The sequence below is a fragment of the Micromonospora sp. NPDC023966 genome, from assembly GCF_040639095.1.
Taxonomy (GTDB): domain Bacteria; phylum Actinomycetota; class Actinomycetes; order Mycobacteriales; family Micromonosporaceae; genus Micromonospora.
In genome coordinates, this window is the sequence record NZ_JBEZZJ010000001.1 from 182,803 (window position 1) to 205,939 (window position 23,137).

General features: G+C 71.2%; 20 protein-coding genes. 9 read left to right on the forward strand and 11 right to left on the reverse strand.

What is annotated here, in order from left to right; genetic code table 11:
- Positions 1 to 2 precede the first annotated feature (2 nt).
- Both AB0F68_RS00870 and dnaB read right to left on the reverse strand, forming a co-directional pair.
- Positions 3 to 773 (reverse strand): hypothetical protein, encoded by a 771-nt coding sequence (locus AB0F68_RS00870; RefSeq protein ID WP_357331784.1) that lies wholly within the window; start codon positions 771 to 773, stop codon positions 3 to 5.
- 164 nt (positions 774 to 937) lie between these two features.
- Positions 938 to 2,341: a replicative DNA helicase gene (gene dnaB, locus AB0F68_RS00875; protein WP_357331786.1), complete on the reverse strand. Its 1,404-nt coding sequence runs from the start codon at positions 2,339 to 2,341 to the stop codon at positions 938 to 940.
- Positions 2,342 to 2,734: 393 nt separating this feature from the next.
- On the opposite strand from dnaB, the gene AB0F68_RS00880 reads away from it, so the two are divergent.
- Complete coding sequence (locus AB0F68_RS00880) at positions 2,735 to 4,279, forward strand: hypothetical protein (protein ID WP_357331788.1); 1,545 nt, start codon at positions 2,735 to 2,737, stop codon at positions 4,277 to 4,279.
- A gap of 85 nt (positions 4,280 to 4,364) precedes the next feature.
- On the opposite strand, the gene rplI is transcribed toward AB0F68_RS00880, so the two are convergent.
- The 4 genes from rplI to rpsF all read right to left on the reverse strand — a co-directional run bounded on the left by rplI (position 4,365) and on the right by rpsF (position 6,011).
- Positions 4,365 to 4,811: a 50S ribosomal protein L9 gene (gene rplI / locus AB0F68_RS00885; RefSeq protein ID WP_357331790.1), complete on the reverse strand. Its 447-nt coding sequence runs from the start codon at positions 4,809 to 4,811 to the stop codon at positions 4,365 to 4,367.
- Between the two features lie 14 nt (positions 4,812 to 4,825).
- Positions 4,826 to 5,065, reverse strand: a complete 240-nt coding sequence (gene rpsR, locus AB0F68_RS00890) for a 30S ribosomal protein S18 (RefSeq protein WP_013289355.1) — start codon at positions 5,063 to 5,065, stop codon at positions 4,826 to 4,828.
- 41 nt (positions 5,066 to 5,106) lie between these two features.
- Positions 5,107 to 5,640: a single-stranded DNA-binding protein gene (locus AB0F68_RS00895; protein ID WP_357331792.1), complete on the reverse strand. Its 534-nt coding sequence runs from the start codon at positions 5,638 to 5,640 to the stop codon at positions 5,107 to 5,109.
- A gap of 80 nt (positions 5,641 to 5,720) precedes the next feature.
- The gene (rpsF, locus tag AB0F68_RS00900; RefSeq protein ID WP_046563719.1) at positions 5,721 to 6,011 is read right to left on the reverse strand and encodes a 30S ribosomal protein S6; all 291 of its coding nucleotides are present in this window, start codon (positions 6,009 to 6,011) and stop codon (positions 5,721 to 5,723) included.
- A gap of 645 nt (positions 6,012 to 6,656) precedes the next feature.
- Between rpsF and AB0F68_RS00905 the strand changes: the two genes are divergently transcribed.
- Together AB0F68_RS00905 and AB0F68_RS00910 are read left to right on the forward strand one after the other, a co-directional pair.
- Complete coding sequence (locus tag AB0F68_RS00905) at positions 6,657 to 7,439, forward strand: deoxyribonuclease IV (protein WP_357331794.1); 783 nt, start codon at positions 6,657 to 6,659, stop codon at positions 7,437 to 7,439.
- Complete coding sequence (locus tag AB0F68_RS00910; RefSeq protein WP_357331796.1) at positions 7,436 to 9,586, forward strand: hypothetical protein; 2,151 nt, start codon at positions 7,436 to 7,438, stop codon at positions 9,584 to 9,586. Before AB0F68_RS00905 ends, AB0F68_RS00910 begins: the two co-directional genes overlap by 4 nt.
- 13 nt (positions 9,587 to 9,599) lie before the next feature.
- Here AB0F68_RS00910 and AB0F68_RS00915 read toward each other — a convergent pair whose 3' ends face one another.
- The 3 genes from AB0F68_RS00915 to AB0F68_RS00925 form a co-directional block, all read right to left on the reverse strand.
- Entirely contained in the window at positions 9,600 to 11,132 is a 1,533-nt protein-coding gene (locus AB0F68_RS00915; RefSeq protein WP_357331798.1) for a glycosyltransferase 87 family protein, read from the reverse strand.
- Positions 11,133 to 11,251: 119 nt separating this feature from the next.
- Positions 11,252 to 14,077, reverse strand: coding sequence for a transglycosylase domain-containing protein (locus tag AB0F68_RS00920; RefSeq protein WP_357331801.1), 2,826 nt, complete (start codon positions 14,075 to 14,077; stop codon positions 11,252 to 11,254).
- 194 nt (positions 14,078 to 14,271) lie between these two features.
- Positions 14,272 to 14,718, reverse strand: coding sequence for a DUF5318 domain-containing protein (locus tag AB0F68_RS00925; protein WP_357331803.1), 447 nt, complete (start codon positions 14,716 to 14,718; stop codon positions 14,272 to 14,274).
- A 174-nt stretch (positions 14,719 to 14,892) separates the two neighbouring features.
- Between AB0F68_RS00925 and AB0F68_RS00930 the strand changes: the two genes are divergently transcribed.
- On the forward strand, positions 14,893 to 15,531 hold the full coding sequence (locus AB0F68_RS00930; RefSeq protein ID WP_357331805.1) for a PadR family transcriptional regulator: 639 nt from the start codon (positions 14,893 to 14,895) through the stop codon (positions 15,529 to 15,531).
- A gap of 24 nt (positions 15,532 to 15,555) precedes the next feature.
- On the forward strand, positions 15,556 to 16,635 hold the full coding sequence (locus AB0F68_RS00935; protein ID WP_357331808.1) for an inositol-3-phosphate synthase: 1,080 nt from the start codon (positions 15,556 to 15,558) through the stop codon (positions 16,633 to 16,635).
- Positions 16,636 to 16,699: 64 nt separating this feature from the next.
- Here AB0F68_RS00935 and AB0F68_RS00940 read toward each other — a convergent pair whose 3' ends face one another.
- Positions 16,700 to 17,179 carry a methylated-DNA--[protein]-cysteine S-methyltransferase gene (locus AB0F68_RS00940; RefSeq protein WP_357331810.1) on the reverse strand — a complete coding sequence of 160 codons (480 nt, stop codon included), beginning with the start codon at positions 17,177 to 17,179 and terminating at the stop codon, positions 16,700 to 16,702.
- Between the two features lie 70 nt (positions 17,180 to 17,249).
- Here AB0F68_RS00940 and AB0F68_RS00945 point away from each other — a divergent pair, with 70 nt between their 5' ends.
- From AB0F68_RS00945 to AB0F68_RS00960, 4 genes are read left to right on the forward strand one after another with little or no spacing between them, the layout of a single operon-like run.
- Positions 17,250 to 17,759: a SigE family RNA polymerase sigma factor gene (locus AB0F68_RS00945; protein WP_355636906.1), complete on the forward strand. Its 510-nt coding sequence runs from the start codon at positions 17,250 to 17,252 to the stop codon at positions 17,757 to 17,759.
- Positions 17,756 to 18,835, forward strand: a complete 1,080-nt coding sequence (locus AB0F68_RS00950) for a hypothetical protein (protein WP_357331812.1) — start codon at positions 17,756 to 17,758, stop codon at positions 18,833 to 18,835. Before AB0F68_RS00945 ends, AB0F68_RS00950 begins: the two co-directional genes overlap by 4 nt.
- Positions 18,836 to 18,853: 18 nt before the next feature.
- Positions 18,854 to 19,396 (forward strand): hypothetical protein, encoded by a 543-nt coding sequence (locus AB0F68_RS00955; RefSeq protein WP_357331814.1) that lies wholly within the window; start codon positions 18,854 to 18,856, stop codon positions 19,394 to 19,396.
- Positions 19,397 to 19,423: 27 nt separating this feature from the next.
- Positions 19,424 to 20,929: an SPFH domain-containing protein gene (locus AB0F68_RS00960; protein ID WP_357331816.1), complete on the forward strand. Its 1,506-nt coding sequence runs from the start codon at positions 19,424 to 19,426 to the stop codon at positions 20,927 to 20,929.
- A gap of 61 nt (positions 20,930 to 20,990) precedes the next feature.
- On the opposite strand, the gene AB0F68_RS00965 is transcribed toward AB0F68_RS00960, so the two are convergent.
- Entirely contained in the window at positions 20,991 to 23,033 is a 2,043-nt protein-coding gene (locus AB0F68_RS00965; RefSeq protein WP_357331818.1) for a S8 family serine peptidase, read from the reverse strand.
- Between the last annotated feature and the right edge of the window lie 104 nt (positions 23,034 to 23,137).

Genomic DNA, 23,137 nt, shown 5'->3' on the forward strand with positions numbered 1-23,137 from the left:
ATTCATGCGCCCTCGTGCTGCCGCGCAATCATTCGCGCGGCGGTCTCGGCCTTACGAGCAAGAGCTGTTGCGGCACCCGCATAGAGCAGCGCGGCAATCCGCTCGGCCGGCCCACACGTGGTCCCTACGGTGAAGATGCTCCGGTGCGGCCGCACCGACAGGCCGGTTATCCCTTCGCGTCCGAGGAAGGCTACGAAGGCATCCAGCACGTGGCGCCGGCCCACCACTCTGAACTGGGCAAAGGACCGAGTGCTCGGGGCAGGCCGCCGGTAGATGCCGAGCGATCCGTCGCCGTCGACGATGCCGCGCCAGAAGTCGCGCGAGACTACCAGCCGTTCGTCGAGCGCTTGCTTGTACCGACCCAACTCGACGAGCCGGTCCGCCAGCCGATGCGAGCGCACAGAGAACTGGCATGACCCGTGGGTCGGACTCGTACGCGAGATGCTGTTGTCGCAGCCCAGATAATTCCGGAGCGCAACCAGGTGGTCCCGGTCCCGCTCGGCCAGGCCAACGGAGATCTGGGGAATGTGGCCCCGGCGGTAGCTGACACACCCGTCGGCGAACAGGAACCCGATCCAGTAACAGGTGTCCGGCTCGAAGCTGTCGAAGGCGTCGTGCCGCAGACCCTGTGATACCGAACGGATCTGGATGCCTCGGCGGATGATGAGACCACGAACGGACGGGGCCGTCACGCCAAAGTCCGTAGCGATCTGGTTGAGCGATGCCCCGCCTAAAAATCTGCTGACGACCTCGGATCTCTGGGCGTCCGTCAAGGTCCCCACACGGCGGGGCGGTACTCCGTTGCGACGGAGCATGCCCCGAATCGCCTGCCTGGTCACTCCGTAGCGCAGGCCGAGGGCGGTGATGCTCTCGCCGCTGGTCGCACGGGCGAGGATCTCCTCCCGTTCGGCAGGAGTCAGCCGGCGACCAACCCCGGTCATACGATGGCCATGTCCACGAAGCGCGACAGGTGGAGTTGAGCCGCCACGGTCACCGTGTCGGTCGGGCCATTCCGGTGCTTGGCGATTATGAAATCCGCCTCCCCGGCACGCGGCGACTCCTTGTCGTAGTAGTCGTCGCGGTGCAGCAGGATGACCACGTCGGCGTCCTGCTCGATCGAGCCGGACTCACGCAGGTCGGACAGTTGCGGTCGCTTGTCGGTGCGCTGCTCCGGGCCACGGTTCAGCTGGCTCACCGCGATCACCGGGCACTGGACCTCCTTGGCCAGCAGTTTCAGGCCACGGGACAGGTCCGCGACCTCCTGCTGCCGGCTCTCGGTGCGCTTCGGCGAGGTCATCAGCTGGAGGTAGTCGACCACGATCAGCTTGAGGTCGTGCTTCTGCTTGAGCCGCCGCGCCTTGGCCCGGATCTCCATGAGGTTCATGCTCGGCGTGTCGTCGACGAAGAGCGGCGCCTCGCTGATCTCGCCCATGCAGCGGGCCAGCTTGGTCCAGTCGTCGTCGGAGAGCTGGCCACTGCGCAGCACGTGCAGCGGTACGCGGGCCTCGGCCGAGAGGAGTCGCATGACGATCTCGACCTTGCTCATTTCCAGCGAGAAGATCGCCGCAGCCTGGTTGGCGCGAATAGCAGCATTTCGAGCAAAGTCCATAGATGCCGTGGATTTTCCCAAACCGGGCCGGCCAGCCACAATCACGAGCTGGCCGGGATGCAGGCCGTTGAGGAGGCGGTCGAGGTCGCTGAACCCGGTCGGCACACCGGTCATCACCCCGCCCTGCGCGCCCACCGCCTCGATCTCGTCGAGCGTCGGCTGGAGCATGTCGGCCAGGACGGCGAAGTCCTCACTGACCCGCTTCTCGGTCACCTCGTAGACGGCCTGCTGGGCGAGGTCGACGACGTCGTCGACGTCCCGGCTGCCGCCCTGGCCCGTGCCGTAGCCGAGCTGGACGATCCTGGTGCCGGCCTCGACCAGCCGGCGGAGCACCGCCCGCTCGCCCACGATCCGGGCGTAGTACGCCGCGTTGGCGGCGGTGGGGACGCTGGCGATCAGCGTGTGCAGGTAGGGCGCGCCGCCGATCCGGGCCAGGTCGCCGGAGTCGGCGAGCGCGGCGGCCACGGTGATCGGGTCGGCGGGCTCACCGCGGCCGTAGATGTCGAGGATCGCGTCGAAGATGGTGGCGTGCACCGGGCGGTAGAAGTCGTTCGACTTGAGGATCTCGACGACGTCGGCGATGGCGTCCTTGGAGAGCAGCATGCCGCCGAGGACGCACTGCTCGGCGGCCACGTCCTGGGGCGGGGTCTTCTCGAACTGGCCGTCCCGCTGCGCCGGTGCGGGCGGTTGCCCCCCGGACCGGTCCGAGCGCGTCTCGTCGGTGACCGACACGGGTCCCCCCTTGCTGCGTCGGATCGGATCCAGCTCTACCGCCGGGGTGTGACAACTTCCGACGACCCTCCGGTCGATCGGGGGCCATCGCCCGGACGGTCGGGGGCCACGATACGGATACCGAGGTCAGCCGCTCAACAGGACCGGTGGACGAGCCTCGGGACAACCTGTGGACGCCGGTGCACAGGCATGTGCGCAGGGTGTGCACAGGGTGTGGACAACTGATGGGGAATTCCGGCTCACTCGGCTCTGACCAGCGGTTTTGCAATCCCCACCCTGTGGACGGAAGATTTCGGGTCGAGCTTCGGCGCCGTTCGTCCCGTACTATCTCTGCGAACGGCTACACCTGGACAGCGGATTGCACTTTCGGTTGAGAAAGGTCACGCTCCGGCCGTGAGAAACCGGGACTGGGGAAGCGGGGAGGGCAGCCCGCGCGAGCGCCGGCCGAGCCCCTCCTGGGACGCTTCCGCCGATCCGCTCCCGGTCGAGTCGTCCGCTCCCGAGCGCTACCGCACGCCGAGCCGGCGCCGCGCGGTCGAGCGCGGCCAGGGCGAGCCGGTCGACGCCTATCTTCCCCGGTGGGCGCTGGATTCCGGGATCCGCCGGGCGGACGGCGGGGGTCGGCACGCCGCTCCCGACGACGGCGAGGACGTCGAGCCGCCCTGCTCGGGTGCGGGCCGGCGGGCGGACACCGGCCGGCGCTGGGAGGACGACCGCCGCGACCTGCGGGCCATCGGCGCCGGCTCGGCGTCGGAGCACACCGCCGAGTGGACCCTGGACACCCCGCAGGAGCAGGGGTACGTGGGGAGCCGGCGGGCCGACGGGATCGAGGGCGAGCCGGTCTCCAGGGTGGCCCCGCGGAGCCGGCCGCGTCGGGCGGCGACCCGGCGGCCGCAGGTGACCTGGTCGGGGCTGGAGGACGCGCCCGAGGCGGGCGACGACGGTGACCGTTGGAACGTCGGCCGGCCGACCCGGCGCAGTCGGCGCCCGGCGGCGGATTCCTGGTCGTCGGCGGTGGACCCGTGGGAGCGCAGCCGGACGGCCGAGCCGGATCCGGCGCAGCAGCCGGCGGTTGATCCGTGGGACGCGTCGGGCGTGCACGCGTGGGGTCGTTCCGACACCGCGGGCCGGTGGGAGCAGGCAGAGAGCCGCTGGGACCGGACGGAGCAGACCGGCGAGTGGGACCGGTTCACGGACACCGGCCAGTGGGACCGGCACGCCGACACGGGTCAGTGGGACCGGGTCCGGGAGACCGGCGCCGGGGACCGGTACGCGGAGGTCGACCCGTGGGATCGGACGGCTCCGTCGGCGCCGGCCCGGGAGGGTTGGGCATCGCCGGAGCAGGCCGAGAGCTTCTGGTCCGGGACGCGGCTGGCCGGTGACGATCCGCGCTGGACCGAGACGCCGCCGTCGGCCCCGCGGTCGCCGATGGTCGCCTACACGGCGCCGCGTCCGACGCCGCGCCGCCGGCCGGTCGAGCCGGTGGGGGCGGCGCGGGCCGGCGCGTCGTCGACGCTGCAGCGGCGGGTGGAGACGATCGGCGGCGGGTCGTGGAGCCGCCGGCTGGAGGACGACCTGCTCGACCCGGATCCGGGCGGGCCGCTGCGACCGCTGGTCTACACGGCCGCGTGCTACCTGGTGCCGGCGTTGCTGCTCGTCGTCGGGCTGCTGTTCCTCGACGGGCAGCCCCCGGCGGGTTGCGTCACCGACATCACCGGGGGCGGTTGTGACTCGCCGCGGACGCACGCCGTCGCCTCGTTGCTGGCGGGGGCGCCGCGGTTCGGGCTGGCGCTGCTGAGCAGTCTCGTGGTGGCGATGGTGCTGCGTGGGGTGGGCACGACCTGGCGGTCGGCGACGGTGGCCCTGGCGGCGGCCGTGGTGGGCGGCGGCCTCTCCACCGTGATCATCAGCGCGGTGACGGGCCAGCCGATCGGTTGACGCCACCACCGGCGGCCAACCTCCGGAACATGCGGAAGGGCCCGCACCGGTGCCGGTGCGGGCCCTTCCGTCGTGCTGTCGGGTGTCAGCCCTTGACCACGTTCAGGTCGAACTTCGCGGTCACCTCGGGGTGCAGCCGGATGCTGACCGGGTAGGCGCCGAGCGACTTGATGTGGCTGGGCAGCTCGAGCCGACGACGGTCCAGGATCGGACCGCCGGCCGCCTTGACGGCGTCGACGATCTCGGCCGGGGTGACCGAGCCGAAGAGCCGGCCGCCGTCGCCGGCGCGGGCCTTCAGGTTGACCTTCAGACCCTCGACCTGGGCCTTGACCTCGTTGGCGTGGTCGAGGTCGCGGATCTCCCGGGCCGCGCGGGCCCGCTGGATGACCGTGACCTGCTTCTCCGCGCCCTTGGTCCAGGCGATCGCGAAGCCCTGCGGCAGCAGGTAGTTACGGCCGTAGCCGTCCTTCACCTCGACGATGTCGCCCGGGGCACCGAGGCCGGACACCTCCTGAGTCAGGATGATCTTCATGTCGGTGCCTCCTCTCAGCGGGTCGTGGCCGTGTACGGCAGGAGCGCCATTTCGCGGGCGTTCTTGACCGCGCGGGCGATCTGCCGCTGCTGCTGCGAGGTAACGCCGGTCACCCGCCGAGCGCGGATCTTGCCGCGGTCGGAGATGAACTTGCGCAGCAGCGCGGTGTCCTTGTAGTCGATGTAGGTGATCCCGTCCTTGTCGAGCGGGTTCACCTTCTTCTTCGGCTTGCGAAGTGCCGCAGCCTTGGCCATTGCTCTTGCTCCTGGTTTGCGATCGCGGGCGCTCGGCGCCATTAGAACGGAGGCTCCTCGTCGAAGTTTCCGCCCGAACCACCGCGCGAGGGAGCCGGGGCAGCCGAGGCCCAGGGGTCGTCGAAGTTGCCTCCGCCGCCACCCTGGCCACCACCACCACCGCCACCGAAGCCGCCGCCACCGCCGCCCGAGCGGGACATCTTCTGCACCTTCGCCGTGGCGTAGCGCAGCGACGGGCCGATCTCGTCGACCTCCAGCTCGATGACGGTGCGCTTCTCACCCTCGCGCGTCTCGTACGACCGCTGACGCAGCCGGCCGGACACGATCACCCGAGCGCCACGCTGCAGCGACTCGGCGACGTTCTCGGCGGCCTGTCGCCAGACCGTGCACGAGAGGAACAACGGCTCGCCGTCCTTCCACTCGTTGGACGCCTTGTCCATGAAGCGGGGCGTCGAAGCGACCCGGAACTTGGCGACCGCCGCCCCGGAGGGGGTGAACCGCAACTCGGGGTCATCGGTCAGGTTGCCGATGACCGTGATGGTGGTGTCTCCTGCCATGACCATCTCCTCGCGCACTCATCTCTGTGCCCTACAGGCTCTCAGAGCCCTCCGACAGCGTCGATGAGGCTTGATCCGGACGTGCCGGGTCTAGATGCTCAGCGCATCTCCGGGCGGATGACCTTGGTGCGCAGCACCGACTCGTTGAGTCGGAGCTGACGGTCCAGCTCAGCCACGGCCTCCGGCGACGCCTGGAGGTCGATGACGGCGTAGATGCCCTCGGCCTTCTTGTTGATCTCGTACGCGAGGCGCCGGCGGCCCCACACGTCGGTCTTCTCCACCGAGCCACCCGCGGTCCGGATCACGTTCAGGTACGTGTCGAGCGACGGGGCGACGGTGCGCTCCTCGAGGCTGGGGTCGAGGATCACCATTACTTCGTAATGACGCAAGACGTGCTCACCTCCTGTGGGCTAAGCGGCCACGGTCCTTCCGTGGCAGGAGGTCGTGCGTCGTGGCCCACGCCGGTGTCGGGGGAACCCGGCCGGACGTGGACAACCGGACCAGGATACCCGGTCCGGACGATCATGCCCGGGCCGGTGGTCCACGGCGTCCGGGCGCGGCGACAGGGGCCCACCTCCGGCGTCGCGTGCCGGCGGTGGACCCCTGTCCACAGGGCCGCGGGGCGTCCCGTCCGCATTCCTTGGGTGGGACCTGGGGAGGAACGACCACACCGATGAGGTTGGATCGAGGACGCCCCGCGGAGCTTTATCGTGTTGTCACCTGGTCTGACCATACAACGGCTCTCGTCACCTCTTGGGGGAAATGGAGGAATTCGCCCGGCTGGTTCTGTGACCAGCCGTCGGATGTGACGAGTCGGATCCCGCCCCGTCGTGCCGGGCCGCACGGCGGGGCGTCCCGTTGCCGGGGGTCTTCCCTTCGCCCGTACGCGCTTTGGACCCGTGTCCGAGCGGAGCGTCGACCATCGATCCCATCTCGGACAACGAACGCCGGGCCGGGTGGTGACGCGATCCGTTCCGACGAACCCCCGCGCGCGGGAACCCCGTGCGTCGGAGGCGCGACGTAGGCTGCCCTGCATGCGAATCGGAGCCCACGTCGATCCGACCGACCCGCTGGCCGAGGCGGCCGCCCGGGAGGCCGAAGCGGTGCAGTTCTTCCTCGCCGATCCTCAGGGCTGGAAGGCCCCGAAGCCGCGGGAGGACGCCGAGCGCCTGCGGGCCGCCGACGTCGACCTCTACGTGCACGCCCCGTACGTGATCAACGTGGCCACGCTGAACAACCGGATCCGCATCCCCAGCCGCAAGCTGCTGCTCGGCCACGCCGCCGCCGCAGCGGCGGTCGGGGCCAAGGGGCTGATCGTGCACGGCGGCCACGTCAACGCGGGTGACGACCTCGCCGTCGGCTTCGACAACTGGCGGAAGACCTTCGCGTACGCGGCGGACTCCGGCGGTTTCCCGCTCCCGATCCTGATCGAGAACACCGCCGGCGGCGACAACGCCTGCGCCCGGCACCTGGACGCGCTGGCCCGGCTCTGGGACGCGCTCGGCGACTACGAGGTGGGCTTCTGCCTCGACACCTGCCACGCCTATGCCGGGGGCGAGGAGCTGCTGGGGCTGGTCGACCGGGTGAAGGCGATCACCGGCCGGATCGACCTGATCCACGCGAACAACTCCAAGGGCACGTTCAACTCCGGCCAGGACCGGCACGACAACCTCACCGGCGGCACCATCGACCCGGAGCTGGTGGTCGCGGTGATCCGGGCGGCGGGCGCGCCGGTGATCGTGGAGACCCCGGGCGGCGTCGAGGGCCAGGCGGCCGACATCGCCTTCCTGCGCGGCCAGCTGGGCACCGCGGCATGACCACCGAGCAGTCCGACGTGACCGACGGCCGGGCCGACAGCGACCCGGAGCCGGCCACCGGCGACACCCCGCCCGACGCGACGCCGAACGCGGCGGGCAGCAGGGACACGGCCCCCCGGTCCGGCCGGGACGGCGTCGACGCCGCGGGAGGGGGCGACAGGGCCCGAACCAACGGCAGGGCCGACACCGTCGGCAAGGCCACGACCATCGACAACGCCGAGCCCGCCAGCAAGGCGGGGACCGACAAGGCCGAGCCCGACAAGGCCGAGACCGACGACAAGGCCGGCACCGACGACAAAGCCGAGGCGGGCAAGGTCGAGGCAGGCAAGGCCGGCACCGGCGACGAGGCCAAGACCGGCGACAAGGACGGGGAGCAGCCCGGCGACCCCTGGACCGCGTTCGGTCCCGCCCCCGACCCGGTGCTCACCCGGCCCCGTCGGGTGGTCCGCGCGGTGGGCCGGTTCCTGGTGCACGAGTGGACCCTGGCGGCCGTCGCCTCGCTGGCGCTGGCCGTGCTGATGACCTGGCCGACGCTGCGCTACCCGCGCTACACGCTGCCGCAGGACTACTGGGACCCGAGCCTCCAGTCGTGGCAGATGGCCTGGTCCGGGCACACCCTGCTGACCGACCCGGCGCAGCTGTGGACCTCGAACACGTTCTTTCCGGAGCCGTGGAGCTTCGCCTTCTCCGACACCCTGCTCGGCTACGCCCCGGCCGGCATGATCGGGGCCGGCCCCGAGGACGCCCTGCTGCGTTACAACATCATGTTCGTGCTGGCCCACGCGCTCGCCACGTTCGGGGCGTACGCGCTGGCGCGGCAGCTCGGCGCGGGCCGGATCGCCGGCGCGGTGGCCGGGGCGAGCTACGCGTACGCCCCGTGGCTGCTGGCCCAGGCCGGGCACCTGCACGTCATCTCCAACGGCGGCATCCCGCTGGCGCTGGCCATGCTCGCCCGCGGTCACGGCTGGTCGCTGCGGTACGGCTACCGGCCACGGCGCCGGCACGCCGGCTGGGCGTTCGCCGGCTGGCTGGTGGCGGCCTGGCAGCTCAGCCTCGGCTTCGGCATCGGGCTGCCCTTCGCGTACCTGCTGGCCGCTGTCGTGCTGGTCTCGGCGGTCATCTGGTTCGCGCGGCGGCGCCGGGTGAAGCGCCCGTTCGGCCGGCGGCTGTTCCTCGCCGACCTGCTCGGCGGGCTGGTCTTCGCCGCGGTGGGCGCGCTGCTGGCCGTGCCGTACTTCAAGGTCGCGGAGCTGCACCCGAACGCGGCGCGGACGCTGGGGGAGATCCAGCTCTACTCGCCGCCGGCCAGCGGGTTCTTCACTGCCCCGGCCGAGTCGCGGATCTGGGGCGAGCTGCACGAGGGCGCCCGGGCCGTGCTGCCCTGGCACCCGGAGATGACGTTGCTGCCGGGCTTCGTGCTCTACGCGCTGGCCGCCGGCGGGCTCTTCTTCTCGGTCTGGCGGGTTCGCCACCGGCTCTTCCTGCTGGCCGGGGTGCTGGTGACGATGGCGCTGGCCATGGGCACCCGGTTCCTCGACGGCCGGTTCACCTACGTGCCGCTCTTCGAGCACCTGCCGGGCTGGAACGGGCTGCGGACGCCGGGCCGGATGATGCTCTGGACCACCCTCCTGCTCGGCCTCCTCGCGGCCGGCGCGGTCACCGCGTTCTGCGCCCGGGTACGCGAACTCGCCGCCGAGCGGGTCCCGCCGTGGCCGGGTCCGTGGCTGCGGCTGGCCACCCTGGTGCCCCTGCTGCTGATCGTGGTGGAGGGCTTGAACGTCACCCCGCACCCGGTGGTGCCGCGACAGCCGGCGGTGATGCGGACCGTGGACGGCCCCATGCTGGTGCTGCCGAGCAGCCAGAACCTGGACCAGCCGGTGATGCTCTGGTCGACCCACCGGTTCCAGCCGATGGTCAACGGCGGCAGCGGCTTCACCCCGCACTCGCAGGCCCAGGTGCGCGAGGCCACGGTCAGCTTTCCCGACTTCGGCAGCGTCGACTATCTGCGTCGGCTCGGCGTGAAGAACGTGGTGGTGCTCCGCGACCGGCTCGGCGGCACCCCGTGGGAGGGGATGCTCGACCGGCCGGTCGACGGGCTGGGCGTGACCCGGGAAGAGGTCGGCGACGCGGTGGTCTACCGCCTCTGACCGAGGTCCCCGGTCAGGCGGTGGCCGGCTCGGCGGGGCGGTCGAGGGCCGGGCGGCCGTGCCGCCAGCGCTGGTACCAGGGCGCGTCCTCGGCGCCGTCGAGCACTCCGCCGTCCGGGTCGTCCGCGTAGGTGTCCCGGACCGCGTCCCGCTCGGGGCGCAGGATGTCCCGGATCACGAAGCCGCAGAGCACCGCCACGGTGATCAGGCGCAGGCTGGCGGCCAGCACGAAGACCCCTTCGGGGAAGACCGGCCGGGTGGTGGCCGCGCCGAGCAGCTCGCCGTAGAAGGCGGCGAAGTAGCAGACCTCGGCGAACTGCCAGGCCAGGAAGGCGCCCCAGCGCGGCCGGGCGAGCACCGCGAGCGGGAGCAGCCACAGCACGAACTGCTGGGACCAGACCTTGCTGAAGATCAGGAAGGCGGCGACCACCAGGAACGCCAGTTGGGCGAGCCGGGGCCGGCGCGGGGCGAGCAGCGCCAGCGCGGCCACGCCGAGGCAGGCCAGCGCGAAGAGCAGGTACGACAGCCAGTTGAGGGTCGCGATGTTTGCGTTCAGCCACTCGAAGGGCCCGAGGTCACCGGGCGCGGCCGGGCTGATCCTGCCGTCCAGGTAGCGGCCGATGTACCAGAGCGTGCCCCAGTCGATCGGCCGGGTGGTGTTCAGATCGAAGAACCGGCCCCAGCTCTCCGGATAGGGAATCGCCGCCGGCAGGTTCACCAGCACCACCGTCAGCGCGGCCGTGATGACGGACAGGAGGGCGGGCAGGATGCGCCCGGCGCGGACCGCGAGCACCACGAGCGGCCCGAGAATGAACAGCGGCCACAGCTTCGCCGCGCCGCCGAGCCCGAGCAGCACCCCGGCCAGAGCGGCCAGCAGGACACCCGTCTGGTCGGGTCGGGAGCGCGCCCAGGCCAGCAGCCCGAATGCGGCCAGCCCGACGGCGAGCAGGTCCCAGTTGACGGTGGCGGTGAGCACCAGGGCCGGCGACAGCGCGAAGAGGGCCGCGTCCCACGGTCGTCGGCGGCGCAGGCGGAGGATGACCGCGACGGTGGCGACGGCGAGCGCGCTGAGCACCAGCGCGTTGAGGTTGTAGAACCACTGCCCCTGGTTGATGCCGGGGTTGTCCGCGCCCAGGGCGTGCACCGGCAGGCCGAGCGCGCCCATGAAGTAGCCGGTCAGCACCGGGTACTCGACCGGGTGGTCGGCGTAGGGGACCTTGCCCTCGTTGAGCCCTTCGGCGTAGTAGAGGGCCAGCACGTCCGTGTAGCACATCCGGGTGTACTGGACGTTGTTCTGCCAGGCGCCGTCCTGGCAGGGGGACTTCTGCACCCAGTGCAGGGCCAGCGTCAGGCAGACCAGGGCCAGCACGATCCGCGCCGCGGTCCAGAACCGGCCCTCCCGGCCGGCGGGCCGGTCCAGGGCGACGGCGTGGTCACCCAGCGGGCCGCCGATCAGCTCTGAGGTGCCGCGGACGAAGCCGTCCGAACGGGACGGGTGGTCGGTGGGCCCGGCGTCGTCGATGCCGGCCGTCGACTGGGTGCTCATGGAGAGGCATCCTGCCGTACGTCGGGCCTTCGCGTCCCGTCCCGGGCGCAGATTTCCGGTACCCGGAACGCCGACGGCGGCCGGGCCGATAGCCCGACCGCCGTCGATGGGCGCTGCCGTCAGTACGTCTGGCGTGGTGCTGTGGTCGGTAGCAGGCCACCGCCAGCGCCGCCGTTGCCGCCACCGCCGGGCCCGCGCGGGTCGGTCGGGACGCCTCCGGTGTTGCCGCCGTTGTTGCCGCCGTTGTTGCCGCCCGGGCAGAACAGGCCCAGCGGGTCACAGCCCGGCTGCTGGCCCGGCAGCGTCGGGTCCGGCGGCGGCGCCTCGCCGTTGCCGGTGTCGTCCTTGCCGACGTGCGCGGCCGGCGGGAAGTCCAGCTTGTCCTTGCCCTTGAGGGCCTCGTTCATGAAGCGCTGGAAGATGGCACCGGGCATCTTGGCACCGCTGATCTTGTTACCGTCGTCGTCCTTGATCGCCTTGCGGTCGCCCTTGTTGCCGACCCAGACGGCGGTGGCGAGCTGCGGCGTGTAGCCGATCATCCAGGCGTCACCGTTATCAGTGGTCTTCTCGTTGAGTTCCCAGGTACCGGTCTTCTCGGCGACCTTTCGGCCGTCGTCGAGCGGACGGTGCGACGACTTGGCCGGGTACTGCTCCAGCACCGAAGTGACGTCGGCGACGATGTCCTTCGGGATGCGCTGCTGCGGCTTCAGCTTGGGGGACCCGACGAGGTCCCACTTGCCGGTGTTCGGGTTCTGCTTCTCCACCTTCTTGATGAAGTGCGCCTTGTTGTAGACGCCCTGGTTGGCGAAGGTGGCGACGCCGTTGGCGTGGTCGAGGACCGTGATCGGGTACTGGCCGTAGCCGATGACGTGGAAGAACGGCGCGGGAGCCAGGTCTTTCGGGTCCGCCTTGGTGAGGTCGTACGCCTTGGCCGGGTTGGTGTCGGTGCGCCACATGGTGGTTACCCCGGCCCGCTTGGCCATGTCGAGCACCTTGTCCGGGCCGATCTGCTCGGTGATGTAGTAGAACGGCACGTTCAGCGACTTCAGCGTCGACACCTCAAGGGTGCAGGAGTCACCGCAGGAGACCCGGTCGGCACCGGCGTTGCTGACCTTGAACTTCGTGTCCTTCGGGGTGAATGCCGAGCCCTTCCACCGCGACTTGATGGAGATGCCCTCATTGAGGGCCGCCGCGAGGGTGTAGATCTTGAAGCTCGACCCCGGCGAGTGGCCGCCGCTGATGACGCCGTTGTCGTAGTTCTTGCCGGCGTAGTCCGTGCCGGTGCCGTTGTCGCCGCCGTAGTAGGCGCGCACCTCGCCGTTGCTCGGGTCGATCGACACCAGGGCCGCCATCAGGTTCGGCGGTTGCCCGTCCAGTTCGGAGCCCTTCTTGGCTCGCTGGGCCGCCTCGAGCGCCGCCGTCTGGATCTTGGTGTCGATGGTGGTGGTGACCTTGTAACCACCGCGGCTCAACGCCTTCGAGCAGAGCGGCTTGTTCAGCGTGACCTCGGCCTCGTTGTCGGTGCAGAGATTCATCTCGCGCATCTCCTGCGAGACGTAGTTGACCACGTTGCCGTACGGGGTGTCGATGCCGAAGCCGCCGCCGTTGTTCTTCGACGGCTTCTGGAGCGTCTTGGTCGGGTACTCGGTGGGGTGGTCCGGCATGTTCGGCGCATCGAGCCACTTCTCGGTGATCATGCCGTTGATGACGTAGTTCCACCGGTCCAGCGCGGCAGGCTGGTTGATCGCCGGGTCGTAGCCCTTGTGCGTGGTGCTCGGCTCGGGCTGCTTGATCAGCGCGGCCAGCACGGCGGCCTCCGCCACGGTCAGCTTCGACACGTCCTTCTTGAAGTACGTCTGCGCGGCCGCCTGGATGCCGTACGCGCCGCGGCCGAAGTAGATCACGTTCAGGTAGTGCTGCATGATCGTGCGCTTGTCGTACTTGTCGTTCAGCTTGGAGGCGAGGATCGCCTCCTTCACCTTGCGGCCGTACGAGTCCTGGTTCAGGTTGTCGAACGCGTTGCGGGCGTACTGCTGGGTGATCGTCGAGGCGCCCTGCTTGTCGCCGCCGCTGATGTTGTTCCAGGCGGCCCGTGCGATGCCCTTGTAGTCCACACCGGAGTGTCGGTAGAAGTTGCGATCCTCGGCCGCGGCCACGGCGTGCTGAACCCACTCCGGGATCTGGTCGATGGTGACGAGTTGGCGGTTCTGGTCACCGACCTTGGCGATGGTGGTCTTGCCGGTGCGGTCGTAGATGGTCGTCGACAGCGGCGGGATGGTGTCCTCGGGGAGTACCACCTTGGTCGAGTACCAGGTGAAGCCGACCACGCCGATGCCGGCGAGCATGACGAAGACGGCGAACCCGGCGATCATCATGTTGATCCGCCGGCGCTTCTTCGCCCGGGCCCGCGACGCCGGGTCGTCCCCGCCCCCGCCTCGGCCACCGCGACCGGGGCCGGTCGGGCCGCCCGGCCCGCCGGGGCCGCCACCGGCCATGCCGGGCACGCCGGCCCGGGCCACTGCGGCCCGGCCGCCCACGGCCGCCGAGCCGACGCTCGCCCGCCCGGCCGTGCCGACGCTCGCCGCGCCGACCGACGCACGCCCGGCGGGACCGGCCGGGGACACCGGCACGGAGGCTCGCCCGGCGCCGGCCCGACCCGAGGCGCCGCCGGGCGCCGGGGAGACCGGCACTGAAGCCCGTCCCCCACCGGCGCGGCCCACGGAGGCCGAGCCCGCGGCGCCACGGGGTGCCGGGGCCGCGCCGCCGACCGAGGCCCGGCCACCGGACGCGGAGCCGCGCGGTGTCACGGAGGCCCGGGCCGAGGCAGCGCCCTCCGGCCCGGAGGACCAGCCGTTCCCGTGCGGGCTCCCGGGAGAACCGGGGTCGCCGTTCGGGCCCGGGATCTGGGCCCGCCCACGCGAAGAACTGGAATCGCCGTAGTTCATTCCTCACACCCTGCCGGTCGCGGTGGGGCGCGGACGCGCCACCACCGGGTTGCCGTGAGCTGGAACACGAGACGCTACACCCCGGGCGTGCCGGGGCGCAGGCGTCAAATCCGATTTATTCGGACCAATCAGACCTAGTAGCTGTCGGTCGTCCCGCCCTGGGTTCGGGCCGGGATCGATCGAGACAGCCGGGTTCACCGTTGCGCCTCTCGCCTTCGTCGAGGGGCGGAGCCGTTCGCCGTCTCCTGCTCCGCCGCGTCGTCCGTGCCACCGGCCAGCCCGTCCCGGCCGAGCAGGAACTGCTCGACGAGATGGTTCCAGTCGCAGCCGGGGCACACCTCCACCACGAACACCTGGAACTCACGCAGCGTCATGGCCAGGACCGGCAACTCGGCCCGGGTACGCGCCTGGCCGGCCGACTGCTTGAGTTCGTCGCCGTAAATGTAGTGGACGTGGATCAGGTTCTCACTGCGGCAGATCGGGCAGCGCTCGTCGGTGGGCTCGCCGTGGAAGCGAGCGGCGTTCTTCAGGTACGGCGAGGCGTCGCAGACGTCGTACGTGCCGATCCGTCCGGCGAGGAGTTCACGCAGCACCGCTCGCTTCTGGAGCGAGTAGTCGACGACCTGGCGCTGCGTACGCATGCGGGAAAGGGTACGCGGTCCGGCGGGACGAGGCGACCATCGTCACGATCCGTGACCACAGGACCTCAGAATCGGGGGTTTGCCCTGATCATGTGTCTCCGCTAACGTGCGATGTATCGGTCCGATACATCGCGGCGGTTACCACTCCGCGCCAGGGGTAAGAAGGGATGGCCCGTGCTCGAACTCGCCATCCTGGGACTCCTGCAGGAGGCTCCGATGCACGGCTACGAGCTGCGCAAGGAGTTGACCGCCAAGCTCGGCGCGATCCGGGCGGCGATCAGCTACGGCTCGCTCTACCCGACCCTGCGCCGGCTGCAGGCGGCGGGATGGATCACCGAAGCCGCCGAGACACCCGCGACCGCCGAGGAGGTTCCCGCGCTGACCAGCCGACGCGGTCGGGTGGTCTACACCATTACCGCGGAGGGCAAGGAACGCTTCGCCCAGCTCATAGCGCAGGCTGGACCCGAGACGTACGACGACACGGGCTTCGGCGTGCACTTCGCGTTCTTCGCCCGGACCGACCAGGCCACCCGGCTCCGGATCCTGGAAGGTCGTCGCCGGAAGATCGAGGAGCGTCGCGAAGGCCTTCGTGACGTGCTCGGCCGGGCAGCCGAGCGGCTCGACGCGTACACCCTGGAACTGCAACGCCACGGGCTCGACGCCTGTGAGCGCGAGGTCCGCTGGCTGGAGGAGCTCATCGCCAACGAGCGCTCCGGCCGGGCCCCGACGGTCCCCCAACCCGGGACGGCCGGCGGCCGAGGAGAAAACGACAGCCCGCCCACGCCTGGAGAGTCCAGGAAAGAGCGGCCGTGATGAAAGAAGAAGGAGGCAGACGTTATGGGCTCCGTCCGCGTCGCCATCGTCGGTGTGGGTAACTGCGCCTCGTCCCTCGTGCAGGGCGTGGAGTACTACCGGAACGCCGACCCGAACGACCGCGTCCCGGGTCTCATGCACGTCACCTTCGGCGACTACCACGTCTCCGACGTGAAGTTCGTCGCGGCGTTCGACGTGGACGCCAAGAAGGTGGGCATGGACCTCGCCGAGGCCATCGTGGCCAGCGAAAACAACACCATCAAGCTGTGCGACGTGCCGCCGACCGGCGTCACCGTGCAGCGCGGCCCGACCTTCGACGGTCTGGGCCAGTACTACCGCGAGATCATCGAGGAGTCGGACGTCGAGCCGGTCGACGTGGCGCAGGCGCTGCGCGACGCGCAGGTCGACGTGGTCGTCTCCTACCTGCCGGTGGGCTCCGAGCAGGCCGACAAGTTCTACGCCCAGGCCGCGATCGACGCGGGCTGCGCGTTCGTGAACGCCCTGCCGGTCTTCATCGCCTCCGACCCCGCGTGGGCGAAGAAGTTCGAGGACGCGGGCCTGCCGATCGTCGGTGACGACATCAAGAGCCAGGTCGGCGCCACCATCGTGCACCGCGCCCTGGCGAAGCTCTTCGAGGACCGCGGGGTCGAGCTGCTGCGCACGTACCAGCTCAACTTCGGCGGCAACATGGACTTCATGAACATGCTGGAGCGCAACCGCCTGGTCTCGAAGAAGATCTCGAAGACCCAGTCGGTGACCTCCCAGATCCCGCACGAGATGCAGAAGAGCGACGTGCACATCGGCCCGTCCGACCACGTGCCGTGGCTGGACGACCGGAAGTGGGCGTACATCCGCCTGGAGGGCCGCTCCTTCGGTGACACCCCGCTCAACGCCGAGCTCAAGCTCGAGGTGTGGGACTCGCCGAACTCGGCCGGCGTCATCATCGACGCCGTCCGGGCCGCGAAGATCGCGCTGGACCGGAAGATCGGTGGCCCGATCCTCTCCGCCTCCTCGTACTTCATGAAGTCCCCGCCGAAGCAGTACGCCGACCACGACGCGCACGCCGCCGTCGAGGCGTTCATCAAGGGCGAGATCGAGCGCTGACGCGCTGACCGAAACCGAAGGAAGGCCGGGTCCGTACGGACCCGGCCTTCCTTTTCGGCGTACGTCAGGACCAGGCGCGCCTCAGCGCCACGGCGGCTTCCAGCTCCAGCAGGGTCACCTTGCGCGGCAGCCCGCCACCGAACCCCACCAGCTTGCCGCCCGCCCCGACGATCCGGTGGCAGGGCACGAGCACCGGGATCGGGTTGCGGTTGCAGGCCACCCCGACGGCCCGGGCCGCCCCCGGGTCGCCGACCGTCTTCGCCACCTCGCCGTAGGTCTTCGTCTCCCCGTACGGAATGCGGGTCATCTCCCGCCACACCGCGCGCTCGAACTCCGAGCCGCGCGGCGCCACCACCGGCACGGTGAACCCGGTCAGTTCACCGGCGAAGTACGCCCGCAGCTCGGCCACCGCCAGCCGGGCGACCTCGTCGCCGGGCTCGTCGGTCGCCGACGCCACCCGGCCGAAGTGCGCCCCGCGGACGGCCTCCCCATCGGTGCCGACGGAGAACTCCCCGATCGGCGAGTCGAGCACGGTCCAACGCATGTCCCCCATTGTTCCGCGCGACGAGGCAAAGTTCCTCCCGCCCCGGGCGTCTGAGCTACGGAGGTGGGCGGTGGCAGAGGTCGACGGGGAGTTCACCGCGTTCGTCAACGAACGCGGAGCGGCCCTGCTGCGCGTCGCGTACGCGCTGGCCGGGAACCAGCACGCGGCGGAGGACCTGCTCCAGAACGCGCTGGCCAAGGCGTACGCCCGGTGGCCCCGGATCCGCGGCGACGCGGAGCCGTACGTGAAACGGATCCTCTACCACGACCAGGTCTCCGGCTGGCGGCGCCGGGCGCGGCGCCCGGAGGTGCCGCTGGCGGAGCTGCCGGAGCGGCCGGCGGCCGGCGAGGACAGCGACCTGCGGCTGCTGCTGCGGGACGCGCTGCGGGCGCTGCCGCCCCGGCAGCGGGCCGTGCTGACCCTGCGCTACCTGGAGGATCTCAGCGTCGAACAGACCGCGGCGCTGCTCGGCTGCCGCACCGGCACGGTGGCCAGCCAGAGCGCCAAGGCCCTGGCCAAGCTCCGGCAACTGGTGCCGGGGCTGGACGAGCGGACCAGCCGAGCGGAGGTGACCCGATGAGCACGTCGCTGGACGAGACCCTCCGGGCGGCCGTACGCGACCTCGCGGACGGCGCCGGCCCCGCCCCGGACCTGGCCGCCCGGGCGCTCGGCCGGGGTCGCCGGCTGCGCCGCCGGCGGCGGGTGGCCGCGACCGCGGCGGCCCTCGTCGCGGTGGTCGCCGTGACGCTGCCGTTCGTGCTGTTCCGGCCCCGGCCCACTCCGCCCCCGACGACGCCAGCCCCGTCGCCGGTGGTGCGGCCCACCCCGGGCGCGGACTGGGCCGGGAAACCGCTGGTGCTGCCCGGCGACCGGGTGGTGACCCGGGCGCAGGCCACCGGCGGCTCCGGCGCCGGAGTCCTGCTCGACCGGAAACGGGGTCGCTACTTCAGCACCGACCGCTACGACGGCATCTTCCCGGCACCGACCGGCACCCTCGTCGCGGTCCGCGACGACGACCGACCCCGGGAGATCGGCCTGTTCGACCTCGCCAGCGGAAAGACCCACTGGTACGAGGTGGGCCGGGCACTCTCCACGCCGCGCTGGTCGCCGGACGGACAGCGGCTGCTGTTCACCACCCACCAGCTGGACCACTTCGGCTTCATCGTGCTGCACCTGGACGGCACCAGACAGGTCCATCCGGTGGGCCTCCTCGGCTGGCCCTGCGCAGACTCCTGCGAATTCACCTGGATGCCGGACGGCCGGGAGGTGGCGCTGACGCTGAGCAAGCGTCGCTCGGAGAGCCAGCCCCGGGATCTCGCCAAGGGCGTACAACTCCTGTCGGTCGACACCGGCCGGCCCACCCGGCTGGTGACCATGCCCGGCGGACCGGTCGGCCCGGACGCCTGGTCGCCGGACGGCAGGCTCGTGGTCGTGCAGGGCCAGCAGGAACCGCTGCTGGTCGAGACGGCGACCGGCCGGGTGGTGAATCCGCTGCCCACCGCCGACGTCGTCTGGGTCACCGACGACCGGCTGCTCTACCGGCGGCCGCACGGGTCGCGGGACTTCGTGCTCGCCGATCCGTCCGGCCGGGAACTGGTCCGCCAGCCGCTGCCGAAACAGCTGGTCGATCTGGAGGTGACCGTCGCGCCGCGGTGACCGTTCGCTCAGTAGTCGATGTTGCACACCATCGATACCGTGCAGGTCGTGGCCACGGGGACGCTCATCTTCCTGATCATCGGCGGGGCCGGGGTCGGCGTGCTGACGCTCGCCCTGCTCGGGTCGGGCGTGCTCCACCTTGGCCATCCGGACGTCGACGGGCCGGTGTCGCTCGAGGCGGTCGCCGGGTTCACCGGGGCGTTCGGCTTCGGTGCCGCGATCGTCAACGAGCTGCTCGGTGGGCGTACCCCCGGAATGATCGCGGCGGCGGTGGCGGGCGGCGCGTTCGCCGCCGTGCCCACCGGCTGGCTGGCGGCCCGGCTCAGCCGCGCGGCCCGGAACATGCGCACGGACGCCACGCCGACCCGGGACCACCTGGTCGGCGCGATCGGCCTGGTGGTGACCCCGGTCCCCGCCAACGGCTACGGCGAGGTCCGGGTACGCCTCGCCGGCCAGCCGGTCAAACTCAACGCCCGGGCCGACCATCCGATCCCGGTCGGCGCCCGGATCTTCGTGGTCGAAGCGCTCAGCGAGACCAGCGTGCACGTCGAGACCTACTGATTCCCCCCAGCACAGACGGGAACTCCCATGCCCCTGCTCGTCGCCATCGGCGGCGCGGTCCTCCTCGCCGTCGTCCTCGTCCTCTTCGTGCTGTCCCGGATCAAGGTGGCCGGCCCGAACGAGGCGTTCATCGTCACCGGCCGCAAGGGCCGGACCACCCAGACCGCCGACGGCGGACGCTCCACCGACATGTCGGGGCAGAAGGTCGTGCTCGGCGCGTCGGTCTTCGTGCTGCCCGTGGTGCAGAAGCTCCAGTCCCTCGACCTGTCCAGCCGGCGGATCGACGTCGGCATCAAGGGCGCGGTGAGCAAGCAGGGCATCCGCACCGACCTGCACGGCGTGGCGATCGTCAAGGTCGGCGGCACCGAGGACGCCATCCGCGCGGCCGCCCAGCGGTTCCTGCACCAGCAGGACGAGATCGAGGACTTCACCCGCGAGGTGCTGGCCGGCGCGCTGCGCTCGATCGTCGGCCGGCTCACCGTCGAGGAGGTCATCCGGGACCGGGCCGCGTTCGCCAGCGCGGTCGCCGAGGAGGCCGAGCACTCGATGACCAACCAGGGCCTGGTGCTGGACACCTTCCAGCTCCAGGACATCCTGGCCGAGGGGTCGTACCTGTCCGACCTGGGCCGGCCCGAGGCGGCCCGGGTGCTCAAGGACGCGGCCATCGCCGAGGCACGGGCTCGGCAGCAGGCCGAGCAGGAGCGGCTGCTCGCCGAGGAGGCGATCGCCGAGGCGAACCGGAACCTGTCGCTCAAGCAGGCCGCCATCCAGGCCGAGATCGACGCGGCCAAGGCGAGGTCGGCGGCGGCCGGCCCGCTCGCCCAGGCCGAGCGGGACCAGGCGATCCTGTCCGAGCAGCAGAAGGTGGCCGAGCGCAACGCCGAACTGAAGCAGCGTCAGCTCGACACCGAGGTGCGCAAGCCGGCCGACGCGGCCCGCTACAAGGTCGAGCAGGAGGCCGAGGCGTCCCGGAACGCGGCGGTGCTCAACGCGGACGCGCAGCGGCAGGCCACCATCGCCGCCGCCCAGGCCGCCGCCGAGCAGGCCCGCCTCACCGGTGAGGGCGAGCGGGCCCGGCGGGCCGCGCTGGCCGAGGCGAACGCGATCGAGGGCGCCAAGGAGGGTGAGGCCGAGCAGCGCCGGCGTTCCGCGATCGCCGAGGCGGTCGAGCGCGAGGGTCAGGCCGAGGCCGCGGCCATCCTGGCCAAGGGGCAGGCCGAGGCCGACGCGATGGCCCGCAAGGCCGAGGCGTTCGCCGCGTACGGCGAGGCGGCGGTGCTCGACCTGCTGGTCAAGGTGCTGCCGCAGGTGGTCGAGGCGGCCAGCGCCCCGATCGGCGCGATCGACAAGATGACCGTCATCTCCACCGACGGCGCCTCGTCGCTGACCAAGTCGGTCGCCGGCAACGTGGCGCAGGGCCTCCAGCTCGGCAGCGACCTCACCGGCATCGACCTGGCCGGGCTGCTCGCCAAGCTGGGCGGCGCGCACACCAACGGCAGGAACACCGTGGACGGCACCGCCGTCAACCCGTGACACGACGGCGCCCGCCGGTTCCCCTTGGGGGGGATTCCGGCGGGCGCCGTTATGTGGTCGGTCAGATGACCGCGACGACGAACTTCTCGCCGATGCCGAGACCCAGGGTCTCGCTGTCCCAGTCGATGGTGCGGCTGGAGATGAGCTGGCTGGCGCCGGTGCTGCCGGCGGTGACCGCCTGCCCGTCGACGTACGCCCGCAGGTAGATCGAGCCGTCCGGGTTGTAGTCGAGGAAGTCGAACGTCTCCCACAGACCGACCGAGGCGGACCGGGCGATCAGCGGCTTCGCGCCCGCGCTCTCGGCGGTCACGAACTTGCCGTTGACCAGCGCCTTGAGGCCGAAGAAGCCGTCGCCGACGCTGACGATCTCGAACTTCTCCCAGGCCCCGACGCTGGCGGACCGGGCGATCAGCGGCAGGGTGCCGCTGCTCTCCGCGGTGACGAACTTCCCGTTGGCCAGGGACTTGATGCCGACGACCGGGGCCGACGCGTCGAAGTCGAACTTCTCGGCGGTGCCGATCGCGGTCTTGCTGGCGATCAGCGGGGAGGTGGTGCTCGGCGCGGTGACGTACCGGCCGTTGATGGTCGCCTTCAGGCTGATCGTGCCGTCGGTGTTGTCGACGATCTGGAACTTCTCCCAGGCGCCGATCGAGGCGGAGCGGGCGATCAGCGGCTTGGCGCCCGCGCTCTCCGCGGTCACGAACTTGTTGTTGGCCCGGGCTCGCAGCCCGACCAGGCCGCTGCCGGCGTCGACCACGTCGTACTTCTCCCACGCCCCGATGCCGGTGCCCCGGGCGATCAGCGGCTTGGCGCCGCCGCTCTCCGCGGTCACGTAGCGGCCGTTGACCCGGGCCTTCAGCCCGTACGAGCCGCGGGCGGTCGGGACCGTGCCGACGTGCAGCAGCCGGTCGATCGAGCCCATGGTGTCGTGCACCGCGCCGCCGACGCCGGTGGTGACGATGGAGTCGCGCACCTGCTGCGGGGTCCAGGCCGGGTGCGCCTCCAGCAGCAGCGCGGCGGCGCCCGCCACGTGCGGGGAGGCCATCGAGGTGCCGTTCATCGCCACCGAGCCGTCGGTGGTGCCCATCTTCGCGGAGACGATGCCGGTGCCCGGCGCGAAGGTGTCCAGGCAGCGGCCGTAGTTGGAGAACCAGGCCCGAAAGTCCACCTGGTCGGTGGCGCCGACCGTGATGGCCGCCCCCACGTTCGCCGGGGAGACACCGCAGGCGTCCTCCCAGCTGTTGCCGGCCGCGACGGCGTACGTGATGCCGGAGGCGATGGAGTTGATGAGCGCCTCATTGACCGCCTGGTCGGTGCCGGGGAAGCCGAGGCTCATGTTCGCCACGGCCGGCCCGGTGGCGTGCGTGGTGACCCACTCGATGCCGGCGATGACCTGCTCGCTGTTGCCGCTGCCCTCGCAGTCGAGCACCCGCACGGCGACGAGGTTGACGTCCTTGGCCACGCCGTACTTCGTGCCGCCGATGGTGCCGGCCACATGCGTGCCGTGGCCGTCGCAGTCCTGTGCCACGTCGTCCTGCTCGATCGCGTCGTAGCCGTAACTGGCCCGACCGCCGAAGTCCTGGTGGTCGATGTCGATGCCGGTGTCGATGACGTACGCGGTCACGCCGGCCCCGGTCGTCGGGTAGGTGTAGACGCCGTTGGCCTTCGCGGTGGTCTGGTCGATCCGGTCCAGACCCCAGGACGGCGTGCCGCTCTGGCTGCCGGTGGCCGACCAGCGCTGCACCTGCTGGACGTACGCGACGTCCGGGTCCGCGGCGAGGCGCTCGGCCTGCCGGCGGTCCATGCTGGCGGAGTAGCCGTGCAGCGCCTTGCCGAACACCCGGCGGACGGTGCCGCCGTGCTCGCCGGCGAGGGCCGACGCGGCGGACCGCACCTTCGCGGCACTGGCCTTGCCGTCCTTCAGGACGACGATGTAGCGGCCGGGGACCGCCTCGGCCGCGTCGGCGCCCCGGACCGGGGCACGCTTCGGGCCGGCCGGATCGGCAAGCGCGGGGCCGCTCGTGGCGGCGCACATGATGGAGGTTGCCGAGGTGAGGGCGAGCCCCACCAGGGCAGCGCGGCGCAACGCACCGTGGTTTCTCACTGAGGATTCTCCCCGTGTCCAGAACCGTCCGAACCGGACGGGCGGATGCGATCAGAACCGCCTCACCCTCGAATCGGGAGGTCGGTGATGACCAACATCATGCG

What these genes read in the sequence shown, in the direction of transcription:
- rplI (WP_357331790.1), bottom strand. Translation starts at nt 4,811, where the DNA reads ATGAAGATCATCCTGACTCAGGAGGTGTCCGGCCTCGGTGCCCCGGGC.
- rpsR (WP_013289355.1), bottom strand. Translation starts at nt 5,065, where the DNA reads ATGGCCAAGGCTGCGGCACTTCGCAAGCCGAAGAAGAAGGTGAACCCG.
- AB0F68_RS00905 (WP_357331794.1), top strand. Translation starts at nt 6,657, where the DNA reads ATGCGAATCGGAGCCCACGTCGATCCGACCGACCCGCTGGCCGAGGCG.
- AB0F68_RS00910 (WP_357331796.1), top strand. Translation starts at nt 7,436, where the DNA reads ATGACCACCGAGCAGTCCGACGTGACCGACGGCCGGGCCGACAGCGAC.
- AB0F68_RS00915 (WP_357331798.1), bottom strand. Translation starts at nt 11,132, where the DNA reads ATGAGCACCCAGTCGACGGCCGGCATCGACGACGCCGGGCCCACCGAC.
- AB0F68_RS00920 (WP_357331801.1), bottom strand. Translation starts at nt 14,077, where the DNA reads ATGAACTACGGCGATTCCAGTTCTTCGCGTGGGCGGGCCCAGATCCCG.
- AB0F68_RS00925 (WP_357331803.1), bottom strand. Translation starts at nt 14,718, where the DNA reads ATGCGTACGCAGCGCCAGGTCGTCGACTACTCGCTCCAGAAGCGAGCG.
- AB0F68_RS00935 (WP_357331808.1), top strand. Translation starts at nt 15,556, where the DNA reads ATGGGCTCCGTCCGCGTCGCCATCGTCGGTGTGGGTAACTGCGCCTCG.
- AB0F68_RS00940 (WP_357331810.1), bottom strand. Translation starts at nt 17,179, where the DNA reads ATGCGTTGGACCGTGCTCGACTCGCCGATCGGGGAGTTCTCCGTCGGC.
- AB0F68_RS00950 (WP_357331812.1), top strand. Translation starts at nt 17,756, where the DNA reads ATGAGCACGTCGCTGGACGAGACCCTCCGGGCGGCCGTACGCGACCTC.
- AB0F68_RS00955 (WP_357331814.1), top strand. Translation starts at nt 18,854, where the DNA reads ATGTTGCACACCATCGATACCGTGCAGGTCGTGGCCACGGGGACGCTC.
- AB0F68_RS00960 (WP_357331816.1), top strand. Translation starts at nt 19,424, where the DNA reads ATGCCCCTGCTCGTCGCCATCGGCGGCGCGGTCCTCCTCGCCGTCGTC.